Genomic DNA, 25,211 nt, shown 5'->3' on the forward strand with positions numbered 1-25,211 from the left:
AGAAAGGAGGAGGAACTTGGCAGCTTATATCCCCGTCCCGCGGGATCTGACGCGGGTCAAATCAAAGATACTTTTCAATCTGACCAAACGGCAGCTTGTCTGCTTCGGGGCGGCAGCACTTCTGGGTGTGCCGTCTTTTTTTCTGCTCAGAAAGCTGGGAAATATCTCTCTGGCGGCCATGGGCATGATCATCATCATGATGCCGCTCTTTCTGCTGGCCATGTATGAGCGCGACGGACAGCCCCTGGAGGTCATTGCGAAGCATTTCATAGAAACACGATTCATCCGGCCGAAGATCCGGCCCTATCAGACAGACAACTACTACGCCGTGCTGCACAGGCAGGCGGTCGCGGAAAAGGAGGTAGAAAAGATTGTTTTTCATGCAGAAAAAGCCGGCGCCAAGAAACGTAAAGCTCCCGGCGAACCTGACAAAAAGCGAAAGAAAGCAGGTGCAGCGGATCGTCGATCTGGCAAGTAAAAATGACGGCGTCCCGAGGACGGCGCAGCAGTCGATCCCCTTTGAGAGGATGTTCCCGGACGGGATCTGCCGTGTCGGCGACAATTATTACACCCGCACGGTCCAGTTCCAGGACATCAATTATCAGCTGGCCCAGCAGGAGGACAAGACGGCGATCTTCGAGGAATGGTGCAGCTTCCTGAACTTCTTCGACAGCAGCATTCATTTCGAGCTTTCCTTCATGAATATGGCGACGGACGCCGAGAGTTTTGAAAAGAGCATCCGCATCCCGCCGCAGAAGGACGGGTACAATTCCGTCCGGGCGGAATATACGCAGATGCTGAAGACTCAGCTCTCCCAGGGCAACAACGGTCTGACCAAGACCAAGTACCTGACCTTCGGGATCGAGGCCGATTCCATCAAACAGGCAAAACCGCGGCTGGCGCATGTCATGAATGACATCCTCAACAACTTCCGCCAGCTCGGCGTCATGGCTAAGCCCCTGAACGGAAAGGAACGGCTGAAGCTGATGCACGACATGTTCCACATGGGCGAGCCGGAGGACCGTTTCCGCTTTGACTGGAAATGGCTGGCAAAGAGCGGCCTGTCCGTGAAGGATTTCATCGCACCGACAGCTTTTGCATTTCCCGGAAGCCGGTACTTCCAGATGGGAAACCTGTACGGCGCCATGAGCTATCTGGCCATTACCGCTTCGGACCTGTCCGACCAGCTCTTAAAGGATTTCCTTGACATGGAATCCAGCCAGATCGTGACCATGCACATCCAGTCGGTAGACCAGACGGAGGCGATCAAGACCGTCAAGCATACGATCACGGAGCTGGACCGTTCCAAGATCGAGGAACAGAAAAAGGCAGTCCGTTCCGGTTACGACATGGACATCATTCCCTCGGACCTGGCCACCTACGGAAAGGACGCGAAGGCGCTTCTGCAGGAGCTGCAGAGCCAGAATGAGCGTATGTTCCTGATCACATTTCTTGTGATGAATACGGGAAAGACGAAGCAGGAACTGGAGACCAATGTCTTCCAGGCATCCAGCATCGCCCAGAAGCACAACTGCATGCTCCGAAGGCTCAGTTATCAGCAGGAAGATGCACTCATGAGCTGCCTGCCCCTGGCCAAGAACCTGATTGAGATCCAGCGGGCGCTGACGACCAGTTCCACGGCGATCTTCGTGCCGTTTACCACGCAGGAGCTCTTCCAGAACAGGAAGGAAGCCCTGTATTACGGCCTGAATGCACTTAGCAACAACCTGATCATGGTGGACCGCAAGGCCTTAAAGAACCCGAACGGCCTGATCCTCGGCACCCCCGGTTCCGGTAAATCCTTCAGCGCCAAAAGAGAGATCGCCAATGCCTTCCTGGTAACGGATGACGACATCATTATCTGCGATCCGGAGGCAGAGTACACGGCGCTGGTGCAGAAGTTCGATGGTCAGGTCATCCACATCAGCCCGGTGAGCACCCAGTATATTAACCCGATGGACATCAACAGCAACTATTCCGAGGAAGACAATCCTGTTGCTCTGAAGGCCGACTTCATCCTGTCGCTGTGCGAGCTCATCGTCGGAGGCAAAGAAGGCCTGCAGCCGGTGGAAAAGACCGTCATTGACCGCTGTGTCCATCAGATCTATCAGAACTATTTCAATGATCCGCGACCGGAGAACATGCCGCTTCTGGAAGACCTCTATTTTGCCCTTCTGGCACAGGAGGAGAAGGAAGCCCATCACGTAGCGACGGCGCTGGAGATCTACGTCAAGGGTTCCCTGAACCTCTTCAACCACAGGACCAACGTCGACATCGAGAACCGCCTGGTCTGCTATGATATCAAGGAACTGGGCAAGCAGCTGAAAAAGATCGGCATGCTGATTGTTCAGGACCAGGTCTGGGGCAGGGTCACCGCCAACCGGAGCGCCGGCAAGGCCACCCGGTACTATATGGACGAATTCCACCTGCTCCTGAAGGAAGAACAGACGGCGGCCTATTCAGTTGAGATCTGGAAGCGCTTCCGTAAATGGGGCGGCATTCCGACCGGCATCACGCAGAACGTAAAAGACCTGCTGTCTTCTCATGAGGTGGAGAACATCTTCGAGAACAGCGACTTCATTTATATGCTGAACCAGGCCGCCGGCGACCGGCAGATCCTGGCAAGGCAGCTGAATATCTCGACGCATCAGCTCTCCTACGTGACGCATTCCGGAGAGGGCGAAGGCCTTCTCTTCTACGGAAATGTCATTCTGCCCTTCGTGGATCACTTCCCGACGGATCTGGAACTCTACCGCATCATGACGACCAAATGGATCGACGGATCGGACGAAAAGGAGGAGTAAACAGTCATGCGGGAAAAAGAATCAAAGATCCGCTTTACGAAAGAGGATCCGGCAAGAGAGGCGGCTTCTTCAGAAGGCACCCACAGCAGGCCGAAGCCGCGTCCGCCCTCCGGGGACAAGCTGCGGCTGACCGGACAGGAAGCGCGGGACAGCGCCAGCGCGGATGCAGAAAGAATTGTTGAGACTGGTCATGAATCGCACACTGATATTCACGAAGAAGCTGCATTTGAATCAGAAAACAAGGGTATTTCCCCTGAAACTGAAATCTATGATACCGGTCATACAAAGCAGGAAAGCCCTGATGTCCGGAGTTCAGAAAACAATGCTCCCCGGAAAACAGGTGCTGGTAAGCTCCGGTACAGATCAGCCGGTGCTGAAAAGTTTGAACAGTCTGCCGGGCACACTGCGGACGTGACTGACAGGACTGCAGAAGCAATGGAAGGCCGAAATGCTGAGAAAACTGCAGCCAAAACGGCATCTGTCCGTGATGCGGCAAAAACCAAAGCACAGAAGTCTTTCGGTTCCAAGCTGCGTACGGAAAACAGCGCTGCCAGGGCTCAGGCCGGGAAGCTCCGTTTTGAGAGCTCGGATGCTGACCCTGTCAGCATGGAAAAGCCGGTCCGGCATGTCCGTCCCGTACGTGCAGCCGGAACGGTTCTCTCCGGGCAGGTGCATGCCAAAACAGCCGAGTATGAGAACGACAACGTCGGTGTGGAAGCGCTCAATGAAACGGAGGGGATGGCCGAGACCGGCGTACGGCAGGTCACGTCCGGGCGTTACGGACGCAAGCTTCATCAGGCAGGGATGGCCGGAAAGCTGGAGGAAGGATCCAATCTTCATTTTGAGGACGGACCGGATCTCAGGACCGGTTCAGGAACATCTCCGGGAGCAGGTCCGGCTGCCGAAGCCTACAGCAAAGGCAAAGCCGGCAGCGCATCCGGGGAGGCAGCCAAAGCAGGTGAAACCTCTTCCACCAATCCCGTCTCCAGATGGAGGCAGAAGCAGGCCATCAAAAAGGAGTATGCCGCCGCAAGGGCCGGGAAGACGACCGGCGCCGCAGGCGGTTCTGCGGCGGGCGGCAGCAATGCAGCCGGAGGAAGCAAGGCAGCTGAAACAGCCGGCAAGGCAGCAAAGAAATCAAAAGAGGCAGGCGAGAAAGTGATCGCTGTGGTGAAGGAACATCCGATGGCGATCCTGCTCGGCGGCGTGCTGGCTATCGTCATTCTGGTGGTCGCGAGCTCCCTGTCATCCTGTTCCGCCATGCTTTCCGGGAGCGGGAACGCTGTGCTGGCCACATCCTTTACCGCAACGGATGAGGACATTCGGGGTGCGGAGGCGGACTACTGTGCCATGGAGGAAGAACTCCGGGGGAGGATCCGTCAGATCCAGGAGGACAATCCGGACTATGACGAGTATGAGATCGACACAGGGGAGATCAACCACAATCCCTATGAGCTGGCGGCATTTCTGACCGTTCTCTATGAGGATTACACGAGGGAGGAAGTTCAGCGGACACTCCGGGAGATCTTTGAAGCGCAGTACGAATACTCGACCAGCCACAGAACGGAAACTGTAACGGAGACAAAGCAGGTAAGGGTCGGGGAATCCCTTGGCCAGGTCGTCACGAGCGGCTACTGCAACTGCCCGATCTGCTGCGGCATATGGTCCGGCGGGCCGACGGCCAGCGGCGTATATCCGACGGCCAATCATACCATTGCCGTGGACGCCTACAATCCCTTCGTTCCGATGGGGACCAAGGTCATCATGAATGGCACGGAATATACCGTAGAGGATACCGGCAACTTTGACCGCTACGGCGTGCAGTTCGACGTCTACTACGACGATCACTGGACCGCGACGCTTCACGGCCATAAGACCTGGGAGGCCTATATCGCGGATGACAACGGATCCAATGTGGTCGAAGTCACAAAGACAGAAACCAAGAAGATCCTGACGGTGAAAGTCACCAACCACACGCTGAACAGTGTCGTGGAAGCCTGGGGACTGACCGATGAGCAGATGGAACGCTACCGGATCCTGGTGGCACAGCGGGGCAACCGGGACTATCTGTTCGCGGACAACATTTACGCCAACCCGAGCGAAGTCCTGCACTATGACATCCCCGGCGAAGCGCTCTCCGATGTCCGTTTTGCCCGCATGATCACTGAAGCCGAGAAATATCTAGGATATCCCTATGTCTGGGGCGGCGCGAGCCCGTCCACCAGCTTTGACTGCTCCGGCTTCGTGTCGTGGGTCATCAACCACTGCGGCAACGGCTGGAATTACGGAAGGCTGACAGCTGACGGTCTGAAGGGGATCTGCGCGATCATCCCGAGATCCGAAGCCAAACCCGGAGACCTGATCTTCTTCCAGGGAACCTATAACACATCAGGCGCATCGCACGTCGGCATCTATGTTGGAAACGGCATGATGATCCACTGCGGCAACCCGATCCAGTACGCGAGCATTGATACCAGCTACTGGCAGCAGCATTTTTACTGCTTCGGCCGCCTGCCATGATGAAGAAAGGAACGATTTATGGACGATACAAAACTGAAAAAACTGGGTGCGGAGCTGGAAAAGGCCCGCGCCCGGCAGGCCGAATGGACCGCAAAGGTGAAAGACCTGGAGCGGAAATACAAGGAGGCCGAGAACACCTGCATTCATGACATGGTGCATGCGGCAGACCTGACGCCGGAGGAGCTTGCGGTCATCATCCGCAAAGCGAGAGCCGGCGTCTTCGACGCTGTGCCGACAGCATCTGCAGAAAGAAAAATGAACGATGAGAAGGAGGAATCGGAGAATGAATAAACGACTTGGCGCAGCCATCCTGACTGCGATGCTGACCGTGGCGCTGGTGCCCGCAGCCGCATTTGCCTACACCGGAGAGGACAGCTCTTCTTCGGAAAACGGCGTGATCGTTAGAGAGATCCCTGCGGAGGAAGTGACGGAAACAGAAGAAACATCCACAACCGGTACGACTTCGACCGGCACGACCGGGCAGTCCGGCGATATCCGCAACCAAGACGGATCCGTGACCCAGAGCAGCAGCACGACCAGCGGCACGAGCAGTTCTTCAACAGGAACGGCGGGGATCGGAAATATTGAAGATCTTCTGTCTTCCCTGAGTGAAGGAACCACAACGACTGAAGAGAAAAAGATCGGTACAGTTACGACTGACGGATCGTATCTGAATGTCCGTTCCGGTGAGGGCCTGGACTACGGCGTCATCGATACCTTGAATAACGGGGATACCGTGGAAGTCCTGGAGGATCACGGCGATTGGCTGTATGTGGCCATCCCAGAGCACACCGGCTATGTCTGCGCCGACTATATGGATGTCCGGACCGTACCGGTGGAAGTTCAGCAGGACGGCTCGCTTTCCATTTCCCTCGATCCGGAGCTGATCCGTCAGATGCTGGAGCAGGCGGAGGAAGAAGGCGGGGAGGTCACATCGACCGATCTGGGTCTGACGCCGGAAGGCAATCTCACACTGGTGGATGACTATGGCAATGCCGGATCGACCGGCAAGCAGTTCATTACTCTGGCTACCAAGAGCGGCAACATCTTCTATCTGATCATTGACCGTGATGAAAAGGGCAATGAGACCGTGCATTTCCTGAACCAGGTGGACGAGAATGATCTGTTCGCTCTGATGGACGAGAAGGAAGTCACGGAAATGAAGGAACAGATCGCCGCGGAAGAAGCCGCTAAAGAGGCAGAGGAAGCTGCCGAAAAGGCGAAGGAGGAGGAATCCAGTCAGATCCAGACGCCGGAGGTGGAGCAGCCGGAAAAGAAGAAAGCCAATCCGCTTCTTCTCGCACTGCCTCTCATCCTGGTATTCGGCGGTGTCGGCGGATATTTCTACCTGAAAACAAAGAGATCACAGACAGGCAGCAGCCGTCCGGATCCGGATGCGGGGTATCGTGACGATGATGACGATCTGGACATCTACGAGATCCCGGAAGAACCCGACCAGAAGGAGGCGCCGATTTCAGAAGATGATCCGGACTACTGGCTGGATGATGACGATGAATAATCAGAATTACGGAGGAAACAACTATGCCTGATGAAAAGAAGAAATTTGAGGAACTGACGTTCAAGTTCGGGAAGGGTCTTGCGGAGGACTTCACCGGCAAGGACGGCAAAGCCTACAAGCGGATCCTGATCCCGAATGCGGATCCTGCGGATCATTCTCCCTGGGCCAGCTTTGTGCTCCCGGCCAAGTCGGTCCATGAGAACCAGTTCGGGAAAGGCCTGTGGGCCAAGATTCCGGCGGAAGGCCATACGACCGTGACCAAACCGGAAAGAACCGACGGCGTTGACGGCGAGATCGTCTGGGAAAACCGGAAAGAATCCGTGCCGAATGCCGAACTGAAGGAAATGGTCGAGTCCTACAAGACCAGATCTCCGCAGGCGAAGGAAGCAGGTTCCAGGGAATCTGCCAGGGAAAAACTGGATACTCTTGCAAAGGAAACGGCGGCAAAGCTCTCGCCGGAAGGGAGAAAAGCCAGGCCGAAGGACCGCGGACCGGAGCATTAAGAAAACGAGGCAGCGGGAGCTGCCTCAGTACATAGCGGCATTGGTCAATATGGCTGATGACGCTATTCTTTTGTCCAAAAATCTGAAGAAGAAGGAGGATTTGCAGATGTCACAAAGAAATCATGACCCCACTGAAACCGGCATGCCGGAGTGCAGCACGACCGGCACGCTTCGGGAGACGCTAGAGAAACTGAAGGACGAGCCGGATTTCCACATCACGTTAGAGATCGGAGGTGAGACAGATGGCGCCGAAGCCGTACACTCTGGATAAGGTGGCAATCCGGATGGTGAAGGAGCCGCCGCTCTATTCGGAAAAGCCGGTCGCCAACCCGGATGACGCGGTCCGGCTTATGGCGGAGATGCTGAAAGGCTACGACCGGGAGGTCTTCTGTATCGTCAACTTCCGGAACGACATGTCTCCCATCAACATGAACATCGTGTCCATGGGGACCCTGAATGCGTCGCTCGTTCATCCGCGGGAGATCCTGAAGAGTCCGATCCTGTCCAATGCGGCCCATGTGATGGCTTTTCACAATCATCCGACCGGAAGTCTCACTCCGTCACAGGAGGATATCCAGACAACGGACCGGCTCCAGAAGCTGTTCGACCTGGCGGGAATCCCGCTTCTCGATCATATCATTATCGGGAATAGCGACCGCTACTATTCCTTCCGGGAGAACCAGACGCTGCCGGTATCGGAGAACCGATTCGCAACATCGCCGGAGCAGATCCAATTCAGTCCGGTGCCCGGCATGATGGTGGCTGAAGGGACGACTGTCCCCGAAAAAGCGGCTGAATCAAAAGGAAAAAGCGAAAGCAGATCCGACCGGATCAAAGCCATCACCGACAAGCTGGAGGCCGGCATCACAGCCCTGTTCCAGAGCGAGACCTATAAGGCCTATCTTTCCACGATGTCCAAGTTCCACAATTATTCCCTGAACAATACGCTGCTGATTGCCATGCAGAAGCCGGACGCCACACTGGTGGCCGGCTATCAGGCCTGGCAGAAACAGCATCAGCGGTATGTTAGAAAGGGAGAAAAGGGGATTCAGATCATCGCGCCTTCGCCCTATAAGGCAAAGAAGGAGCGGGAAGTCCTGGACCCGGCGACCGGCAGACCGAAGCTGGACGCACAGGGAAAACCGGTAAAGGAAACTGTCGAGGTCGAATATCCGGCCTTCCGGGTCGCAACGGTCTTTGATGTCAGCCAGACAGAGGGAAAAGAACTCCCTTCGCTCGGTGTGGATGAGCTTTCCGGCAGGGTGGACGGTTACGGCAGGCTGCTGACCGCGCTCACAGAGATCTGTCCGGTGCCGATCGGCTTTGAACAGATCGGATCGGGCGCAAAAGGGTATTATCACACGACTGAGCAACGCATCGCCCTGCAGGAAGGCATGAGTGAAATGCAGACGGTCAAGACCCTGATCCACGAGATGGCCCACCAGAAGCTTCATTCCCATGAGAAGGAAAAGCCGAGAGAGGAACGTCTGACGGCCCGGAGCAAGGAGGTCGAGGCGGAAAGCGTCGCCTACACGGTCTGCCAGCATTTCGGCATCGATACGTCCGATTATTCTTTCGGATATATCGCCGGCTGGTCTTCCGGAAAGGAAACGGCAGAGCTGAAGGACTCTCTTGGAAAGATCCGGGATGCGGCCAGTGAAATGATCACCGACATTGAGGCAAAGCTCGCTGAAATGGAGAAGGCGCCGGAGCTTGCGGCGATCCCTGAGACGGTTCCTGGAATGGGTGCGCCTCAGCCTGACAGAGCATCCGCCAGCAAAGCACGGCAGACGGCAGGAAAGGAGGCCGAGAAATCTTCCGTTCTGCAGGATCTGACCGCAAAGAAAGCGGATCCGAAGAAACCGGGCCACGGCAGAAAGAAGCCGGCCCGCACTGAAGAGACCCGCTGAAGATGAGGCAGACAATTGAATAAGGATCAGATTTGAGGAGGGGTTCCGCCATAGAGGCAGGAGCCTTTTTTCATGCCCGGTGATCCGGGCGGACAGTACAGACCAGTATTTCATTTTCAAAGAAAGAGGTAAAACACATGAGATTTAAGCACAAAATGAAACGTGCCGCGACATTTCTGCTGACTGTCGTCATGGCGGCTTCGACACTGCTCGGCACCACGGGAATGACCGCATTTGCAGCAGACACAGAGCCCAACCCGCAGCCGCCGGCGAACGGCGAGAAGATTTTTTCCGTGGACCCCTTTGATTCCGATCACTCCGCCGGTTATTTCTGTGTGAAGGACAGCGTCGGTCACGGCGATCTGACCTATGGCACGGAGGATGAAGACGGTGAATGGACCGGCTGGCGGGGAACCAATGATGCAAGAAACAATAAGATCTATCTCGATCACCACGACGGCGCCTGCTTCAACGGCACCTACTATGATATACGCGAGTATGTCTGGCAGGAAGACTGCCGGTACTACGCCATCCGCAATAACGGCGGTGTTGCAGCGAAAGGAACCGAGGACGGGCGCGTCTTCCGCGAATTCCATTTGAACGGATGGAGATCCAGGCAAATACATTTCCCAGATACTTTCTGATTCCGGAGAAAGCCGGAAAGGATCGTGCCGCGAGGCTGCTGGCCTATTACGGCGGGATCCGTAATCTTGAGACCATGCAGCATATGGTCAATGATCTGGCCGAATACTACGGAACGACCAAGACGATTGCCCGGTCAAGGCTTATGGATTTCGGTTATAACGAGGCCAGGGGAATTCTCAGGACTGTGAACGGGAATCTGGTTCCGTCTTACTTCTCAACGCTGTCTGAGAACGAGACCTTTGCGATCAGTGAAGCGGAAGCACTGCAGGAGTATTTTTCCAATACAGAATTCCGGACAGTCGTCAATTCCGGTCTGTATCTTTATGTGCCAGAGAGCGGTTGCTTCTGTTTGAATAGCAGAAAGTTTCTGTATTTTGATCATGAGGGACATCCGCATCTGCGGAAATACGCTCGTGAACATATGGCTCAGTGCTGTCTGGTATTCCGTGCGGAGCGTGGGAATGTACTCCGCCGCTTTATCAATGGCGCTCTGCAGAAAGGTACTACTGTCGGTCGAGGCCGCAGGAACATCCGGTATGTCAATGAAAAGGGCGGCAGTCCGGCGACGGAGGCAGGCCTTCTTCTCCGGAAGCAGATCGAAGCTCAGATGCAGGAAGCCGCCAGATACCAGAAGTCCTTCAATGACATGACTGTGGAGCTGATGCAGAGCCGGAAGGTCACTGTCGGCATGCTTGCGGATGATACAGGTCTTTCAGAAGATACGATCAAGAACTTCCGTAGCCGGTCGAACATCATCTTTCCGATCCAGGAGATCGTCGCTGTCTGCATCGCCCTGCATCTCCCGCCGGCGATCAGCATGGAATACATCCGGGTCAGCCCGTCCAAGTTCCAGACGACGATTGAAATGAAAATCTATGAGTATGCTCTGCATCAGTGGTATATGCTGACAGTTGCAGAAGTGAATAGGAAGCTTGTAGAGATGGATGCCCAGCCGCTCACGAATCTGGTCGACGGGTTCGATGAGAACGGACGGATGGTGGCGAATTAGGGAAAATATAGGGTTTTAAAGATTTCAGTCCTCGGAAAGCCTATGCTTGCCGGGGACAGTTTTTTGATGAAAATCTCAAAAAATGATTTTACAAGCCATTATCCGTGAAAATATCTCGAATATCTTGACGCAATAAGCATGTTGGGTTATAATGACGCTGTAAAAATATATCCTAGAGATGGAGGAACGCGCCATGCTGTGCCAATTTTCAGTAAAGAATTATAAGAGTATAAGAGATGAGATAACATTTGATATGCAGGCGGCCGCTATTTCTGAGCATACAGACCGGGTAATCAAGGACAGCGATGAGCAATTGTTTTTGCCTGTTTCGGCGATCTATGGTCCGAATGGCGGCGGAAAGTCTAATGTTCTGGAGGCATTGCAGGCACTTGGGACAATGGTCTTAAGGCCAGTACATGCAACAAAGCAAAACAGAGCTGCAGACTATAAGTTCAACAGATATCCGGTTAAACCGTTTGTTTTCTCTGAAGAAGGGAAGAATAATCCGACTGAATTTGAAATATTCTTTAGAACAAAAATTGCCGAATACAGATATGTCCTTCGTATCAAAGAGGATATTGTAGTATATGAAAGCCTTGACAGAGTTAAGTTGGAAACGGGCAGGAAATCAGCATTGTTTCTCCGCAAAGGAGAAGAAATCAGTTTACGAGGCGTCTTCGCCAGATTAAAGATCAGTGACGGACTGTCTCAAAGTCTTCCGCTGCTCTCATATCTTGGCATCACTTACATGAATAATGACGTTGTTAAAGACGTTATCGACTGGTTTGAATATGGTATTGATTTTCTGAATTACGGGAATCCTCTGGAAGAACTTCGGACAGCGATCGCTTCTTCAGACGAAATCAAAAAACTGGTTCTTGACATGATCAGGGAAATGGATCTTGATATTGAAGATTTCCGAGTTGAAGAAAGGGAAAACAATCAAATAGAGGTTTTCACACAGCATAATGTGGATGGGTATAAAGCAGAGCTTACTCTGTCTGAAGAATCCAGCGGAACAAAGAAGCTCTTTGGCCTGCTTCCTTTTATTGCCAAGAGTCTGGTTTGTGGATCAACACTCGTAATCGATGAACTGGATGCTAAGATCCACCCGGTGCTTCTTCGCTATGTCATCATGCTGTTTAACAACATGGAGATAAACCGGCATGGTGCTCAGCTGGTTTTCACATCCCACGATCTTTCCACAATGAACAATGAAGTGTTTAGGCGCGATGAAATCTGGTTCGTTGCCAAGGGAAACAATCAGAATTCAAAACTGTATTCTCTGGTAGAATTCAAAACCGGAAATGGTGAGGTTGTTCGCAAAGACGCCAAATATGATAAGCAATACCTTGAAGGTAAGTACGGCGCAGATCCGTATCTGAGAAAAATCATAGATTGGAGTGTTGTGAATGCCTAGAAAAATCGGAACGGAAAACTGGAGAAAGAAGCGCCGCCAGGAACACCTGGAAATGAAGGAGTACAGATACTATATCTTCTGCGAGGGAGAACAGACAGAGCCGCGTTACTTCAGTGGTTTTAAAAAGCTGATTGAAGATAATCCTATTTATCGCGATATGGTTTTGATCCAGATTGAACCATGCGGCGCAGAAACAATGCGAGTGATCGGTCAGGCTGAACGGTATGTCAAAGAGAATCAGATCACCAAGGGTCAGATCTGGTGTGTCTATGATAAAGACAGCTTCCCTGCTCAGAACTTCAATGGGGTTGTCACCCGGGCTGAGTCTCTGAACAAAGAGAACCCATTGGTGCAGTACCATGCAGCATGGAGCAACGAGTGCATAGAATTCTGGTTCATGCTGCATTTTGCCTACTATACGTCGAACAATCATCGGACGGAATACATACGCTTTCTCAATGAAAGATACGCTCAGCTGGGGTTGGGCAAGTATAAGAAAAACTCCGCCGATACGTTCGATATCCTGATGACGCACGGAAACCCAAAACTGGCAGCCAGATATGCCAAGAGGATTATTAAAGAACATAAAGGTCTTTCTCCGACAGATATTGCACCGGGGACCAAGGTGTACGAACTGGTAGAGGAACTGGCAAAATATCTGCCGGAGGAATCAAAAAAACATTATATTGACTAATCGAGGAGGATTAATTTGCAGAAAAAAACAGGAGTCCATTTTTATATTAACATTGCGAATTTTGATGATGTTGCTGAGAAGGAAGAGGCTGTAACCCGGGAGGTAAAACACTCCATACATGAGTTGGATACATTCTTTAGTTCTGTAGAGGCATATGGCCTGAAGCATTATCCGGGACTGTTTATAGTCGAAAAGATTACTGGTTCACGTCTTCATATGTACGTAGTAAGTGACAGCATTCCCAAGACATTTGAAATTGTTTCTGCTGTCACAAAGTATGCATTCGAATTAGCAGGACATCTGAATGCCAATGTGTCAAAATATAAAACTCTTCTGCCATTCATTATCCATGCCGGAGCGTGTTACGGCCCGTTTTATGAGTTTGAGTTCAAACGCAAAGATGCCGATGAAATGACTACAATTGGATTTGCGGCAAACTATGCGGCCAAACTGCAGAGTCTGGCAAGCCCGTCTCGTGTTCTGATTTCAGAAAATATATATGACGCGTTAACTGCGGATCAGAAGAAATGCTTTAGCAGAATAACGTCAGCCGCAATAAGAAAATATGATCAGACATGTTGCTATGATGCAGAAATTGCTAAGCTTCCTGTAAGGTACAATTTTAAAAGAGATTTTGAAAGAGCTGTAGAAATAGCGAAAAAAGTTGATTTACAGGACATGTATTTCCGGTCTGCGAATCAACCATTGAATTACAGAAATCTCTCAAAGACTGAATGTAAGGAAATTAAAGGCATCCCGCTATTTGCAGATGTCAGAGATTTCACATCTCAGTTTGACGAAGATGGCGCAAACTTAGAAGAGATGGCTGTGAAGACTCAAAACATACTTACGGCTATGTATGATGTTGTCGAAGAAAGAAATGGTATTCATGTTCAGTTCCAGGGTGACCGGGAGATGGCGCTGTTCCATGATTACGGGGATTACTCATGCGTTGTGGATGCAGTAATTGCCGGCCTTAAGATAATCGACGCTGTCAAGGGATATCAGGTATCTGTAGGTGTCGGTCAGTCTATCGGAAGACTGTTTGCGGCAAAAATAGGAGCCAGAGGTGAAAAAGACAATATCCTGTTAGGGAGAACCGTTGGAGAGGCTGATAAAAATGAAGACGAAAATGCAGATAAAAACCAACTGGTATTATCAGCAGATTTATACGAACAGTTAAAGCAGAAAAACAGCAGTCTGTCATCATTGTTCAAAAAGAAAGATGGTGATGTGTATTATACGGATTTAGGATATCACGGATATCTTACGCAGGAATCTCGCAAGCAGCTTAAGCATGATAATGCCAACAACAACTACAACAAAGCCTGGGGGACATTCGTTGACTGAAATAGAGAGTGCAAGAGAATACATCGAAGATGTTTTTGCAGACATCCGGCAGGCCAGGGAGACGTATCCATTCATTGAAGCAACATTACTGCCTACAGTGAATCCAGAGCCAATACAATTGAAGGTTGTAGCAGTTAATAAATCTCTTCTTGAACGGACACATGCCAAATGCGAAGACTTTGTCGGACCGTACTCCAGAGAACTTAAAATTATCGTTCCTTTTGATTATAAGAAGGTCGGCTGTAAAGTTTACGGAGGAAAGTGGATTGATACAAAACTGGTCAAGGAAGAGTATCAACATTTTAACGGTAAGAGGAAAGACGGCTGTTATCTGTTCTGTGTCGGCGTTCCGGAGTCATTTCCGCAAATGGAGAATGTAATACTGGAAAATATAAGAACAGCGGAGAAAATGTTGATCGCCTATGAACTATATCAGACAGGGGAAACCAGGTCATTAGAGCTGAATGCATATTCGCATGGAACGAAAGGAATCAATGAGTACGCCAAAGATAAGAAAAGATACAAAGGGAAATAGAAAAGGTGCCGCTCCTCAAGAAAAACCCATTCCAGAGGAAAAGCATGACAGCGGTCTTCTGGAGCGCAGCAAATACAGTCTGGATCTGATTAATACCTGGATAACGTCAGCTGATTCAAAAATCAGTACTTCCTGCGGAATTGTTTCTGTGGTGGTGGCAGTGCTGGTTTTCGTTGCCGAGAACATATTATCAAAAATCGATAGAACTAATGGGGCAATTGAGCCTTGGAAAACACTGTTCATTATTACTGCCGCAGGAGCGGTGATTACATTTACATTATCACTTTTTTTCCATCTTCTCGCCCTCAGTCCTAAGTTCTTTGCAGGGAAAAACACGGGAGATCAGAGCAAGAATAAGAAATGCAATATCTTCTATGAGGACATAAAAGATTATAAAGATGCTGAAGATTATATTAGTGCCGTACGAAAAACGTCAGAAAACCAATTCGTGGACGATGTCCTTCTGGAAACGTATTGCAACTCTAAAATCTGTTCAACGAAGATGCATAGATTCAAAAGAGGGTTATGGACGGCATTTACTTCGATAGTTCTCATCTTTATCTGTGCGCTATGCTATTTCCTGATGTACCATCATTGACAATACTTAAGCAACGTAATTACAACATGCTGAGCGATCACTCGAACAGAGTGGCCCTCAGCTCTTTTTTGTTTTTGGGGGGTGATGAATCGTCACCCCCTTTGGAGCCTTTGTTTTCAAAGGTTTCCATGCCGATCCACATCCGAAATCATATCAAAACTGCCTGATTCGGGCCCAAATGAGGGATTCTTCATCCCTTCGAAATACAGACGTTCCCGACTACACTTGAACCATCACGAACGGGAACAAACGCATCTCATACGTCATTCCCAAACCTTACAACCTACATATCGGAAGCCTGACATGCATTAAGGGCTGAGGATACATATGCCGCAGATTCCACTTTTTGGAAATCGGCATCGGTACCCTTTCTTTAATGCATCCTGATTCAGGCATTGAAAGGCAGGCTCATCCGGCGGCAGTGTATCTTCTGCTCTCCGCATCAGGCGGAAAGGATGAGACATGTATTTCGATCAGAAGGAATTTGGCAAGCGGTTAAAGGAGATCCGCATGGTACATGGCCTGACACAGGAAAAGCTGGCGGAGGAGCTGAATATCAGCTGGGATCATCTCAGCAAGATCGAGCGGGGAGCCAGAAGCTGCTCCATTGATTTACTTATCGCTATCTCCGGATATTTCGGAGTCAGCACGGATTATCTGCTCACAGGGAAAGAAATGAGCAAAGAAAGGAACCGGATCTTATCAGTAATACGGGATCTAACAGAGATTGCACAGTCATTGTAAGAAGCCGGACCCGGACAAACTGGGTGGGTAAATACGGACTCCCAGTCCCTAAAGAAAAAAGGGAGCCTCCCATAGAATGGTCATAGCAGCAATCCAGTTGCTGCGAAATGCACCATGACAACTGCATAGCATTCTTCAGACACGACCCTGTGACGAAGAGCGACGTTCACGGCAAATGCAATAATCTCCCACTGCGGGAAGAAGCGGTAGGCCGGTGATAAACGCAGGATGGCTTCCTGCGCAGCATTGAGGCGTCACAGGATAATGAGACTTCCGTCCGGGATTCCGGGCGGCTCGGTGAGAACCACGGAGGGGTTAGATTCCCATGGATCCGGTAAGCTTCCGGACGTCTGAATGTATTCCCTTATTTTCCGGGGGCGTCGGGGACAAATACGGAAAGAGCATACAACGATTTTAAGCCGAATGGCTTTGAAGATATGTAGGGCAGGCTGTGAAAACGGCCTGTCGGTACATAGGAAGGAGGAACACATGGATCTGAATGATTTAAAGATTGATCCGGAGTTCGAGGAAAAGATACCTCCACTGACAGAGGACGAGTTTTCGCTTCTTGAGCAGAACATAGTTGCTGACGGAGAGGTTCTGGATCCTTTGATCATCTGGAACAATACGATCCTGGACGGGCATAACCGATACCGGATCCTGCAAAAACATCCGGAGATTCCATTCAGGACTTATCCCAAAGACTTTTCAGATAAGTATGAAGCCATTGCCTGGATCTGCAATAACCAGCTTGGCCGGAGAAATCTGACGCCGGAGCAGAGACGGTATCTGATTGGCAAACGCTACGAAGCAGAAAAAGCTTCACATGGAGGCCATTATACAGAACGCGATGCAGAAACAGGTCAATTCACCGTAAGTCTTTCGGGAGAAGACTTACGGCTGCCCGAAAGAACAAGTGAAAAGATCGCTGCAGAAACAAACACCAGCAGAAGCTTTGTAGAAAATGCAGAACGCTTTGCTAAAGGAGTTGACGCGGCGGAGGCGGTAGTGCCGGGAATTCGAACAGAAATACTTTCAGGATCTCTGAAAGCCAAGAGAGATGATGTTGCCGCCATCGCCCGTGCCGCGCCGGAGGACAGAGCTGAACTTGCAGAGCAGCTCCGGCAGCCAAGAGCAAAACCGGAGAAAACTGAAGAACCGGAAGAAATCGACGAGGAAGATTTTGAAGAACAGGAATCCGAAGTGTATGACACGCCGGTCCGGATTCCGAAAACGAGAGAGATCCTGGCGCTGGCTGAGAGCATGAACCATTCTGAAGGACAGGCGATCGGTACGGTCGAGGACATGATCTACGAAATGAACAGTGCTATGCAGGACATGATCTTCCGCTGGAACTTCTGTAAGGAGGCTTACGCCGGTCCGGTCAGAAGCCGGGACGGAAAGCGTCAGATCAAAGATCTTGCTACCGAAGGTATCGAATATCTGAAAGAAATTAGGAAGGGGGCTTTGTGGAAAGATGAACCAGTTTGTGATCAGTGAGAAAGCAACTATCCGGCTTTCCAATATTATCGCCGTTGTTACAGATGAGAATGACAGACATATCGCCTTTCTCGACAACGGCATGTGGATTGAAATCTCTTGGAACATGTACAGAAAAATCATGGCTGTGATCTGGAACAGCTGAAAGGAGTAGCGATGAAAACAAATGAATTTACTTATAAGGTCATGGACCTGAATACGGCGCAGCTGGAGATCCCACGGGAAACCTACCAGAGAGAACTGAGCCCGGACAGGGTGAGACGGATCGTCAAGGCTTTTGATGAACGCATTGCAAATGAGCCGAAGGTCAGCTATCGGGGCGGTCACTATTACGTATTTGACGGCCAGCACACCATTGCCGCCAGGAAGCTCCGCAATGACAACCAGGACCTTAAAGTGCGCTGCAAAGTGTATTTCGGAATGTCCGATAAAGACGAGGCTCTTCTCTTCGCCCAGCAGACCGGTGCTTCCGCCAAGCTTTCCGCCGGTGTGAAGATCCGGGCCAAGATATTTGGCGGCGATCCGGAAGCGGTCCAGTTTAAGGACGCGACAGAGGCCGTTGGTCTCCGGCTCGATTACGAGCAGGACAAGGGAAAGAAACGTCTTCCCTGTATCAGTACCGCTTTCACTGCTTTCCAGAAGCTTGGACCGGAACGGTACATGGAGATGCTGCAGGTCATCCTGGATGCCTGGAACGGTGCACCGGATTCCTTCCGGAGAGAGAACGTTCAGGGTATCTCCGCTTTTGTGGATCTCTATCATGACGAATATGATCCGAAGCGCCTGGTAAGCCGGCTGAAGCGCTATGATCCGCTTCACATCTATCGCGAAGGGAAGGCCAGCGGCCTGAACCTTGCCGGCTACAAGAAATATCTGAACCAGGTATGGCTCATGTACAACGGAAGCAGCCGGAAGAATGCTCTTCCCCAGAAATACTGATCGGAGGAACTGCCCATGAAGACAAGAGAAATAAGACCCGGATGGTTCTTCCGGAGAGGCGATATTTATCTGGCAAACCTGAATCCGTTCACGGGATCCGAGCAGGGTGGTACGCGGCCGGTACTGGTCCTTCAGAATAATGATGGAAACTTCTATTGTCCCACCCTGATCGTGGCGCCGATGACAACGCAGATCAAAAAGCGGAACCAGCCGACACATTATCTGATCAAAAACAACCGTGCGCTTTCGGCTCCTTCGATGGTCGAATTCGAGCAGATCAAGACGATCGACAAGAGCCGGATCAAAGGTTATCTCGGGAAATTAACGAAAGAGCAGCTCGGCGAGATTGATGATTACCTGAAGATCAGCCTGGGAATGTATATCCCGGAGACTGTCGAAGCACCGTAAATACAGAGGAGGATGACCATGGACGAGATAAGAATAGATGAGAATGCAGTTGAGGAACAGGAAACTACAGACTTTGAACTGAATGCGGATGACGCAGGTGCAGTTCCGGAAAGCCGCTGTTATACAGTGGAGGATCTGCAGGCCATCCTGATGATCAGCAAGAGCAGCGTTTACAACCTTCTGAAGAAGAAAGAATTCCGTTGGATCAGAGTTGGCAGGTCAGGGTATCGGATCTCCAGAAAAAGCTTCGACGAATGGCTGGATCAAACGGCCTGATATCTGTCAAGGATCTCGTTTCAGCAAAATGGCGGAATCGACATCCTAACATTTCCGAAGAAGGATTGATAGCTTATATCCAGGTCGAACGGCCTGGATATAACTATATGAGAGGAGGCGCTGAAAATGCCGGAGAAAAAGAAAACGACGATGTCCGTGGCAGAAATGCGGAAGCTGCTAGGGCTTAAAAAGACGGACTCCTACTGGCTGGTACATAAGAACTGCTTTGAGACGATCATGGTCAATGGGAAGATGCGGATCGTGATCGACAGCTTCGAAAAATGGTATGCCAACCAGATCAAGCACAAAAAAGTGGAAGGCCCGCCGCCCGGTGAAGAGCTGAAGGCATATTCGTACTCTGTCCGTGACATAGCACAGCTGCTGTCGATAGACGAAGCGTCTGTGTATTACCTGATCAAACGGGATCAGATTCCGACCTTCAAAGTCGAGACCTGGACCCGGATCCGCAAGGATGATTTTGAAAAATGGTATGCATCCCAGAATAAGCACAGGACACAGGAAGATCGTGAGAAGGATGCGCAGTTGGAAGCAGAGACCCTGACAATGCCGGAAATGGCCAGAGAGCTGTATATTTCCCGAAAGGATGTTTACAACATTCTGTCAAAAAAGGAAAACAGCGGTGTTTTCGATATTGTTGTTATCGCGGATAAGAAAAGGATAACGCGGGCAAGTTTTGAGCGATGGTATGCCAGCCAGTCGGAATACCGGAAGCTGTCAGACCGGACGCCGGAGGAACTGGCGCAGATCCGGATGACGGAAAAGAAAAGGGAAGCTCCGCGGCTGGAAGTTGATCCGGACAAGCCCAGCTATAACGTTCGGGAAACGGCGGTTCTTATGGATCTTACTCCCGATGAAGTCCGCCAGCTGATCCGTGACGGGAAACTGGCAGCAAAGAAATACGGTGCCACGTATATCGTTCGGAGAGAAACCATTGACTGGTGGACCACGCAGCAGAAGCTCTTCGCGGAATCATAAGGAGGTGCAGATTATATGGCGTCAATCGTTCAGAAGAAAAACCGGTATTATGTGGTCTATCTGTATGATACAGAGGACGGACAGCGGAAACAGAAATGGGAATCTTTCAAAACGAAAGACGAGGCTAAAAGGCGAAAGGCTGAAATAGAATACAGGCAGGAACTCGGAAGTCTTGTAATTCCCAAGTGCAAGACCGTTGAAGAACTTCTCAAAGAGTATGTTTCTCTTTACGGAAAGAATACCTGGTCGATGTCCATGTATGAAGGCAGCACAGGCCTGATTAACAATTATATCAATCCGATCATTGGAACAATGAAGCTTTCGGATGTAACGCCCCGGGTACTGGAAAAGTACTATATGTCTCTCCTGCAGACAAAGGCGGTGGTCCGCTGTACAGATAAGCAGTATACAAAACGAGAAACTCCGGGAAAAAGAGACAGCTTCGTAACCCCCGGTACGGTACGGAGAGTACATAAGCTCTTGAACAGTGCTTTTACACAGGCAATGAAGTGGGAACTGATCGAGAAGAATCCGGCACAGCTGGCAACAGTTCCGAAAGCCGAGAAGAAAGTCAGAGCAATCTGGGACGCTGACACACTATTCCATGCGATTGAGGTTTGCGAAGATGAACGTCTGAAAATGGCAATCAATCTATCGTTCTCCTGTTCTTTGAGAATCGGGGAACTGCTCGGATTGACATGGGACTGTGTGGATGTATCGGAGGAAAGTCTGGCAGAAGGAAAAGCTTCGATTTTTGTTAATAAGGAGCTGCAGCGTGTCAGAAAAAGCACGATGAAAACACTTGAAAAGAAGGATATCCTCTGTGTATTTCCGGAACAGGTCAGCGATTCTACCACGGTGCTCGTACTCAAAAAGCCTAAGACGCTGACCAGTACAAGGCGGGTGTATCTGCCGAAGACAGTGGCGGAAATGCTGATCGACTGGAAAAAGGATCAGGATCTGGCGAAAGAAGAACTGGGAGACGAATATCATGATTATCAGCTGGTCTTGGCGGGCCCTTTCGGCACACCGATGGAGAGCTCTCGGATCAGTGTTTTATTCAATCAGCTGACCAAGGAGCATGATCTGCCGAAGGTCGTTTTCCACAGCCTGCGTCATTCCAGCATCACCTATAAGCTGAAACTGAATGGCGGCGATGTGAAATCCGTGCAGGGTGATTCCGGTCATGCGCAGGCCAAGATGGTCACAGACCAGTACTCGCACATTCTGGATGAGGATCGCAAAAACAATGCCCAGATCTTTGAAGATGTCTTCTATCAGAAAAAAACGCCCGGGCAGATCGCGGCCGAGCAGGCCAGCCAGTCCGCCGGCATCGATCCGGAGCTTCTGATGAAGGTCCTTACAAATCCGGAGATGGCAAAGCTGCTGAAGGCGCTGGCAGGGACAATAGAATAAGGCACTGAAGAATGCAGTCTTGTGAATAATCATGAGGCTGCATTTTCTGATTAAGAGAGCCGATGAACATCTAAAAAAGTCGCGTGCTCATAACATATAAAACGCCAATATTAGAAATTTCTAAAAAACGTCTAATAGCGAGTGGTGGTTTTCAATGGTTTTGGATGGTTTCAGATGTTCTTCAATGATTTCGAAAACAAGAAAGAACATTGAGATTATGGGGCTTCAGAGGCCTTCAGTGAACTTCAATGAGTTTCCGTACATAACACTCAAGGCTTCTCCTAAGCGCTAGCTGTGGGTTCGATTCCCGCACGGGACGTTGGGCATAAGCGGAAATGATCAGCAAGAATGCGATATCATTTCCGCTTTTTTATTGTACGCAGGATGCCGGGAGCGTCAGCAAAGGCATCTGTGGGTCGTGACAATAATCTTTCGCAAAGGTCCATCCATATATGAGGAGAAAATTCATTATGGAATTTTTCAGCAGCGCAGTCACTGTACTGCAGACGCTGGAATTTCAGCAGCTCGAAATCAGGGCAGGCAGCTCTTTCGCCAGAGTTTTACGCAGGGACAGCATGGCAGGATTATTTTCACACTCCTTGCGGTATGCCAGCACGATGGAATGTGTGTCGGGAAGGGGAAAAAAATCAAACTGATCCATGTATACCGGCTGACTCCACAGATCCATGACGGCCACTCCCTGTCCGTTTTCCACCATGGAGATCATGGTGGCCTGGTTTTTTACTCGTTTGATTTTTGGGCTGAAGTGATAGCGTTGGAAGACCCTGAAGATCTCATCATTGATATCAGGAGATGTTTTATCATCATACAGAAAGAATGTTTCATCCTGAAATTGCAGTGGTGAAGATGGGCGCGGAAAGTATTTCGGGTACAGGATCACTTTTGGCAGCTGATAGATCGGCTTGCGTTCCAGCTGTGGGGAATTGAAAAGGCGGGTGTCTATCGTCAGCACCAGATCCAAGTCATTTTGCAGCACAAGCTGGAACAAATGGTCAAAAGGATGACATTCCACTTCAATGTTAATATAGGGGTACTCCTGTTCCAGAACTCTGAGCATTGCAGGAAGAAAGCGGGAGATCGACCAGCCGGAAGCATAGCCAAACCGCAGGGTCCTGGAAGAACGTCTCTTGAGCTGGTCACTTTTCTGGCGGGCGGTTTGAAATTCTCTCTGACAGTTTGAAAACGCCTCAAAATAAATCCGCCCGCTTTCTGTAAGCTCCAGCGGCTTGCCAGGCGTACGAATGAACAGCCTGGTATCTAATTCCCGCTCCAGCGAAGCGATCGTACGGCTGATTCCCGGCTGTGTTTGGTAAAGGTTTTCCGCTGCGCGAGAAAAATTTTTCTCTTTGGCTGCTTCCAGAAAACAGATAATCTGATTGTCATTCATGCTGACTGCCTCCTTCCATATCTATGTTTCTACGATCATCATAACAGATTTGATATGCTATTGAAAGGAATACGTATTTCAAATCAGGTCGTGTAAGTGAGATAATTCAATCAAACATATTACATCAAGTTAATCAAGTTACATCAAGTTAATCAAGTTTATAAGGATCAAATGAATCAAGGAGGTTTTACGTATGTCTTTTGAGTATCGTCCGATGCGCAGCGTGATCTATGTGGACTGTGTCCGCGAAGAGTACCGCCACCGGCTTCAGCACTGGGTATATGCGGTTCATGTGCCTGACAGCATCAGTAAATTTGCACCATATTGCAATAAATATGCATTTTACAATGCGCTCCCGGTGCCGCCGGAGGGAGAACGTTTCGGTACCCGCCGTATGCAGATGACAGAACACTATTGGATGGTCAATGAAATGACGCCGGAAATGTCCAACAATATTTTTGCCGAGCGGATGCCCGCTGACGTGCTTCGCTGGCAGGGGATGATACCGGATAGCGATGAAGCGGCTGCTGCTATGGCGAACATGGACGGCGATGAGGCCAGATCCTCTGGCGGTGACAATGGAATGCCGCCATTCGTGTTTGCTCATGTACCAATGAATTGGCAGGAGGATTACAAGGGAGCAGGACGCACTGTAGATGACGGCCCGAATTATCGCTGGCAGTTTGTTTTGCGCTGGCCATCGGAAGAGACCGGTGAGCAGTGGTTTCATGAAGTATTTGTTCCTTATTTCCAAAGCCGCCCGGAGGTTAACCGCTTTGTGTCCAGCAAAATTTATCACGATGTGGTAGGGTGTCAGTTCCACCGCCTGGTGGAAATGTGGTTCGACGGTCCGGAAGAATGGTATGCCGCTGCTGTGGAGGGCACGCGGAATATGGCTCAGCCTGACTGGGCAAAAGCAGCCCCTGACGAGGCGCCTCAAGTTCAGTTCCCGTTCCTTAAGTCTAATCATAACATTGTAGGAATGCTCCTGACCGATATGGCTGCCTGTGACAATCTGACCCAGTATCGCGGCTATTTGACAATGCGTTAATCTCTTGTAAACAATAGACGAGGAGGAAACAACATGAAAATTCTTGGTATTTCCCTTGGCCGGCTGAACGGCAATAACGATTGTATGTGCAAAGAGGCTTTGATGGGGGCTGGAGAAATGGGCGCAGAAGTAGAATTCATCCATCTCTTCGACCTTAACATACAGCACTGCACCGGCTGCAATGCCTGCAGCGCCAAAGCTTTTTCCGGTAAAGGCAATAAATGTGTTATAAATGATGACTTTGAATGGCTGGTGGACAAGATGTACGATGCCGACGGCATCATCTTTGCCGTTCCGATCTTTTGCGAGGGCGGTCCCGGCCTGTTCCATACCATCATGGACCGTTTTGGCCCGCGCATGGACAAGGCCACCTGTCTGATCGGTGAAAAGACTGCTCCCGGCAGCATAGACCCTCGATACATCAGCAATAAGATATGCGTTTCCTATATTTCCTTCGGTGGTTCCGAGTGGATCACCCGTGTGCAGGCGGATTGCTTTATTCAGTCCATGACACCGCAGTGGAAAATCATAGACAACAAGTTTTACGATCATTCCCTGAATATTATGGGCGATGACACGAAAATCGCTGAGATCCATCAGGTGGGCGTTAATATGTATCATGCCTGTAAAGATCCTGATCATGCTTCCTATCAGAGCGAGCCGGGGGTTTGTCCTCACTGCCATGGACGTGAGTTTTATTTTGCTGAAAATGGTGATGTCGTGTGCAACCAGTGTGGTATCGCAGGCAGAATGGAGATTACGGAAAACGGACCGCGTTTTGTCTATGATGAGGAAAAGCAAGTTCCCATTGCCCATGATGTGCTGAGCGGTAAATTTGCCCACATGGAGGACATAGGAAGGATGCTTGGCGCCCAAATGGAGTTTAAGAAAACAGATACCTACAAAACTCGCCTCAAGAAGTATAAGGACTTTATCAGCGCAAGCAAACCAGAAAGGTAATTTGCT

At 50.3% G+C, this 25,211-nt stretch carries 25 protein-coding genes and 1 pseudogene; 25 read left to right on the forward strand and 1 reads right to left on the reverse strand.

Going from position 1 to position 25,211, the window contains the following annotated elements; translation table 11 throughout:
• Positions 1-16 precede the first annotated feature (16 nt).
• The 23 genes and pseudogenes from CXIVA_RS05200 to CXIVA_RS05305 all read left to right on the forward strand — a co-directional run bounded on the left by CXIVA_RS05200 (position 17) and on the right by CXIVA_RS05305 (position 21,786).
• Positions 17-478 (forward strand): PrgI family protein, encoded by a 462-nt coding sequence (locus CXIVA_RS05200; RefSeq protein ID WP_013976947.1) that lies wholly within the window; start codon positions 17-19, stop codon positions 476-478.
• Positions 381-2,804: a VirB4-like conjugal transfer ATPase, CD1110 family gene (locus tag CXIVA_RS05205; protein ID WP_041727643.1), complete on the forward strand. Its 2,424-nt coding sequence runs from the start codon at positions 381-383 to the stop codon at positions 2,802-2,804. The genes CXIVA_RS05200 and CXIVA_RS05205 overlap by 98 nt, the downstream gene beginning before the upstream one ends.
• A gap of 1,947 nt (positions 2,805-4,751) precedes the next feature.
• Positions 4,752-5,324 (forward strand): annotated as a pseudogene (locus CXIVA_RS14530) (C40 family peptidase); the annotation flags it as partial.
• A gap of 18 nt (positions 5,325-5,342) precedes the next feature.
• Positions 5,343-5,615, forward strand: a complete 273-nt coding sequence (locus CXIVA_RS05215; protein ID WP_013976950.1) for a DUF4315 family protein — start codon at positions 5,343-5,345, stop codon at positions 5,613-5,615.
• Positions 5,608-6,843, forward strand: coding sequence for a CD1107 family mobile element protein (locus tag CXIVA_RS05220; RefSeq protein WP_013976951.1), 1,236 nt, complete (start codon positions 5,608-5,610; stop codon positions 6,841-6,843). The genes CXIVA_RS05215 and CXIVA_RS05220 overlap by 8 nt, the downstream gene beginning before the upstream one ends.
• Before the next feature lie 23 nt (positions 6,844-6,866).
• Entirely contained in the window at positions 6,867-7,346 is a 480-nt protein-coding gene (locus CXIVA_RS05225; protein ID WP_013976952.1) for a hypothetical protein, read from the forward strand.
• A gap of 106 nt (positions 7,347-7,452) precedes the next feature.
• The gene (locus tag CXIVA_RS14090; protein WP_013976953.1) at positions 7,453-7,617 is read left to right on the forward strand and encodes a hypothetical protein; all 165 of its coding nucleotides are present in this window, start codon (positions 7,453-7,455) and stop codon (positions 7,615-7,617) included.
• Complete coding sequence (locus CXIVA_RS14200) at positions 7,589-9,256, forward strand: JAB domain-containing protein (protein ID WP_013976954.1); 1,668 nt, start codon at positions 7,589-7,591, stop codon at positions 9,254-9,256. Before CXIVA_RS14090 ends, CXIVA_RS14200 begins: the two co-directional genes overlap by 29 nt.
• 137 nt (positions 9,257-9,393) lie before the next feature.
• Complete coding sequence (locus CXIVA_RS05240) at positions 9,394-9,900, forward strand: hypothetical protein (RefSeq protein WP_013976955.1); 507 nt, start codon at positions 9,394-9,396, stop codon at positions 9,898-9,900.
• Positions 9,861-10,910, forward strand: coding sequence for a helix-turn-helix transcriptional regulator (locus CXIVA_RS05245; protein WP_013976956.1), 1,050 nt, complete (start codon positions 9,861-9,863; stop codon positions 10,908-10,910). Before CXIVA_RS05240 ends, CXIVA_RS05245 begins: the two co-directional genes overlap by 40 nt.
• 193 nt (positions 10,911-11,103) lie before the next feature.
• Positions 11,104-12,330, forward strand: coding sequence for an ATP-binding protein (locus CXIVA_RS05250; protein WP_013976957.1), 1,227 nt, complete (start codon positions 11,104-11,106; stop codon positions 12,328-12,330).
• On the forward strand, positions 12,323-13,024 hold the full coding sequence (locus CXIVA_RS05255; RefSeq protein WP_013976958.1) for an RloB family protein: 702 nt from the start codon (positions 12,323-12,325) through the stop codon (positions 13,022-13,024). Before CXIVA_RS05250 ends, CXIVA_RS05255 begins: the two co-directional genes overlap by 8 nt.
• Before the next feature lie 15 nt (positions 13,025-13,039).
• The gene (locus tag CXIVA_RS05260) at positions 13,040-14,374 is read left to right on the forward strand and encodes an adenylate/guanylate cyclase domain-containing protein (RefSeq protein WP_013976959.1); all 1,335 of its coding nucleotides are present in this window, start codon (positions 13,040-13,042) and stop codon (positions 14,372-14,374) included.
• On the forward strand, positions 14,322-14,909 hold the full coding sequence (locus CXIVA_RS05265; RefSeq protein WP_148267784.1) for a hypothetical protein: 588 nt from the start codon (positions 14,322-14,324) through the stop codon (positions 14,907-14,909). The genes CXIVA_RS05260 and CXIVA_RS05265 overlap by 53 nt, the downstream gene beginning before the upstream one ends.
• On the forward strand, positions 14,851-15,507 hold the full coding sequence (locus CXIVA_RS05270; protein WP_148267785.1) for a Pycsar system effector family protein: 657 nt from the start codon (positions 14,851-14,853) through the stop codon (positions 15,505-15,507). Before CXIVA_RS05265 ends, CXIVA_RS05270 begins: the two co-directional genes overlap by 59 nt.
• A gap of 462 nt (positions 15,508-15,969) precedes the next feature.
• The gene (locus CXIVA_RS05275) at positions 15,970-16,251 is read left to right on the forward strand and encodes a helix-turn-helix transcriptional regulator (protein ID WP_013976961.1); all 282 of its coding nucleotides are present in this window, start codon (positions 15,970-15,972) and stop codon (positions 16,249-16,251) included.
• A 489-nt stretch (positions 16,252-16,740) separates the two neighbouring features.
• A complete protein-coding gene (locus CXIVA_RS05280; protein WP_013976962.1) occupies positions 16,741-17,751 on the forward strand; it encodes a hypothetical protein in 1,011 nt (336 codons plus the stop codon).
• Positions 17,729-17,896: a hypothetical protein gene (locus CXIVA_RS14095; protein WP_013976963.1), complete on the forward strand. Its 168-nt coding sequence runs from the start codon at positions 17,729-17,731 to the stop codon at positions 17,894-17,896. Before CXIVA_RS05280 ends, CXIVA_RS14095 begins: the two co-directional genes overlap by 23 nt.
• Before the next feature lie 11 nt (positions 17,897-17,907).
• Entirely contained in the window at positions 17,908-18,690 is a 783-nt protein-coding gene (locus tag CXIVA_RS05285) for a DUF6551 family protein (RefSeq protein WP_013976964.1), read from the forward strand.
• Between the two features lie 30 nt (positions 18,691-18,720).
• Positions 18,721-19,098, forward strand: coding sequence for a type II toxin-antitoxin system PemK/MazF family toxin (locus CXIVA_RS05290; RefSeq protein ID WP_041728470.1), 378 nt, complete (start codon positions 18,721-18,723; stop codon positions 19,096-19,098).
• A gap of 18 nt (positions 19,099-19,116) precedes the next feature.
• A complete protein-coding gene (locus CXIVA_RS14475; protein WP_013976966.1) occupies positions 19,117-19,374 on the forward strand; it encodes a helix-turn-helix domain-containing protein in 258 nt (85 codons plus the stop codon).
• Positions 19,375-19,500: 126 nt separating this feature from the next.
• Positions 19,501-20,370, forward strand: a complete 870-nt coding sequence (locus CXIVA_RS05300) for a helix-turn-helix domain-containing protein (protein ID WP_013976968.1) — start codon at positions 19,501-19,503, stop codon at positions 20,368-20,370.
• A gap of 15 nt (positions 20,371-20,385) precedes the next feature.
• Entirely contained in the window at positions 20,386-21,786 is a 1,401-nt protein-coding gene (locus CXIVA_RS05305; RefSeq protein ID WP_013976969.1) for a tyrosine-type recombinase/integrase, read from the forward strand.
• Positions 21,787-22,303: 517 nt separating this feature from the next.
• Here the strand turns inward: CXIVA_RS05305 and CXIVA_RS05310 are convergent.
• Entirely contained in the window at positions 22,304-23,194 is an 891-nt protein-coding gene (locus CXIVA_RS05310; RefSeq protein WP_013976970.1) for a LysR family transcriptional regulator, read from the reverse strand.
• 193 nt (positions 23,195-23,387) lie between these two features.
• Here CXIVA_RS05310 and CXIVA_RS05315 point away from each other — a divergent pair, with 193 nt between their 5' ends.
• Both CXIVA_RS05315 and CXIVA_RS05320 read left to right on the forward strand, forming a co-directional pair.
• Positions 23,388-24,245, forward strand: coding sequence for a hypothetical protein (locus CXIVA_RS05315; protein ID WP_013976971.1), 858 nt, complete (start codon positions 23,388-23,390; stop codon positions 24,243-24,245).
• Positions 24,246-24,278: 33 nt separating this feature from the next.
• Positions 24,279-25,205, forward strand: coding sequence for an NAD(P)H-dependent oxidoreductase (locus CXIVA_RS05320; RefSeq protein ID WP_013976972.1), 927 nt, complete (start codon positions 24,279-24,281; stop codon positions 25,203-25,205).
• The last annotated feature ends 6 nt before the right edge of the window (positions 25,206-25,211 follow it).

Source organism: Clostridium sp. SY8519, assembly GCF_000270305.1.
Classification (GTDB): domain Bacteria; phylum Bacillota; class Clostridia; order Lachnospirales; family Lachnospiraceae; genus SY8519.

What these genes read in the sequence shown, in the direction of transcription:
- CXIVA_RS05315 (WP_013976971.1), top strand. Translation starts at nt 23,388, where the DNA reads ATGTCTTTTGAGTATCGTCCGATGCGCAGCGTGATCTATGTGGACTGT.
- CXIVA_RS05220 (WP_013976951.1), top strand. Translation starts at nt 5,608, where the DNA reads ATGAATAAACGACTTGGCGCAGCCATCCTGACTGCGATGCTGACCGTG.
- CXIVA_RS05245 (WP_013976956.1), top strand. Translation starts at nt 9,861, where the DNA reads ATGGAGATCCAGGCAAATACATTTCCCAGATACTTTCTGATTCCGGAG.
- CXIVA_RS05310 (WP_013976970.1), bottom strand. Translation starts at nt 23,194, where the DNA reads ATGAATGACAATCAGATTATCTGTTTTCTGGAAGCAGCCAAAGAGAAA.
- CXIVA_RS14095 (WP_013976963.1), top strand. Translation starts at nt 17,729, where the DNA reads ATGAACCAGTTTGTGATCAGTGAGAAAGCAACTATCCGGCTTTCCAAT.
- CXIVA_RS05255 (WP_013976958.1), top strand. Translation starts at nt 12,323, where the DNA reads ATGCCTAGAAAAATCGGAACGGAAAACTGGAGAAAGAAGCGCCGCCAG.
- CXIVA_RS05275 (WP_013976961.1), top strand. Translation starts at nt 15,970, where the DNA reads ATGTATTTCGATCAGAAGGAATTTGGCAAGCGGTTAAAGGAGATCCGC.
- CXIVA_RS05270 (WP_148267785.1), top strand. Translation starts at nt 14,851, where the DNA reads ATGGAACGAAAGGAATCAATGAGTACGCCAAAGATAAGAAAAGATACA.
- CXIVA_RS05215 (WP_013976950.1), top strand. Translation starts at nt 5,343, where the DNA reads ATGGACGATACAAAACTGAAAAAACTGGGTGCGGAGCTGGAAAAGGCC.
- CXIVA_RS05265 (WP_148267784.1), top strand. Translation starts at nt 14,322, where the DNA reads ATGATAATGCCAACAACAACTACAACAAAGCCTGGGGGACATTCGTTG.
- CXIVA_RS14475 (WP_013976966.1), top strand. Translation starts at nt 19,117, where the DNA reads ATGGACGAGATAAGAATAGATGAGAATGCAGTTGAGGAACAGGAAACT.
- CXIVA_RS05250 (WP_013976957.1), top strand. Translation starts at nt 11,104, where the DNA reads ATGCTGTGCCAATTTTCAGTAAAGAATTATAAGAGTATAAGAGATGAG.
- CXIVA_RS05320 (WP_013976972.1), top strand. Translation starts at nt 24,279, where the DNA reads ATGAAAATTCTTGGTATTTCCCTTGGCCGGCTGAACGGCAATAACGAT.
- CXIVA_RS05305 (WP_013976969.1), top strand. Translation starts at nt 20,386, where the DNA reads ATGGCGTCAATCGTTCAGAAGAAAAACCGGTATTATGTGGTCTATCTG.
- CXIVA_RS05205 (WP_041727643.1), top strand. Translation starts at nt 381, where the DNA reads ATGCAGAAAAAGCCGGCGCCAAGAAACGTAAAGCTCCCGGCGAACCTG.
- CXIVA_RS05225 (WP_013976952.1), top strand. Translation starts at nt 6,867, where the DNA reads ATGCCTGATGAAAAGAAGAAATTTGAGGAACTGACGTTCAAGTTCGGG.
- CXIVA_RS05280 (WP_013976962.1), top strand. Translation starts at nt 16,741, where the DNA reads ATGGATCTGAATGATTTAAAGATTGATCCGGAGTTCGAGGAAAAGATA.
- CXIVA_RS14090 (WP_013976953.1), top strand. Translation starts at nt 7,453, where the DNA reads ATGTCACAAAGAAATCATGACCCCACTGAAACCGGCATGCCGGAGTGC.
- CXIVA_RS05285 (WP_013976964.1), top strand. Translation starts at nt 17,908, where the DNA reads ATGAAAACAAATGAATTTACTTATAAGGTCATGGACCTGAATACGGCG.
- CXIVA_RS05300 (WP_013976968.1), top strand. Translation starts at nt 19,501, where the DNA reads ATGCCGGAGAAAAAGAAAACGACGATGTCCGTGGCAGAAATGCGGAAG.
- CXIVA_RS05240 (WP_013976955.1), top strand. Translation starts at nt 9,394, where the DNA reads ATGAGATTTAAGCACAAAATGAAACGTGCCGCGACATTTCTGCTGACT.
- CXIVA_RS14200 (WP_013976954.1), top strand. Translation starts at nt 7,589, where the DNA reads ATGGCGCCGAAGCCGTACACTCTGGATAAGGTGGCAATCCGGATGGTG.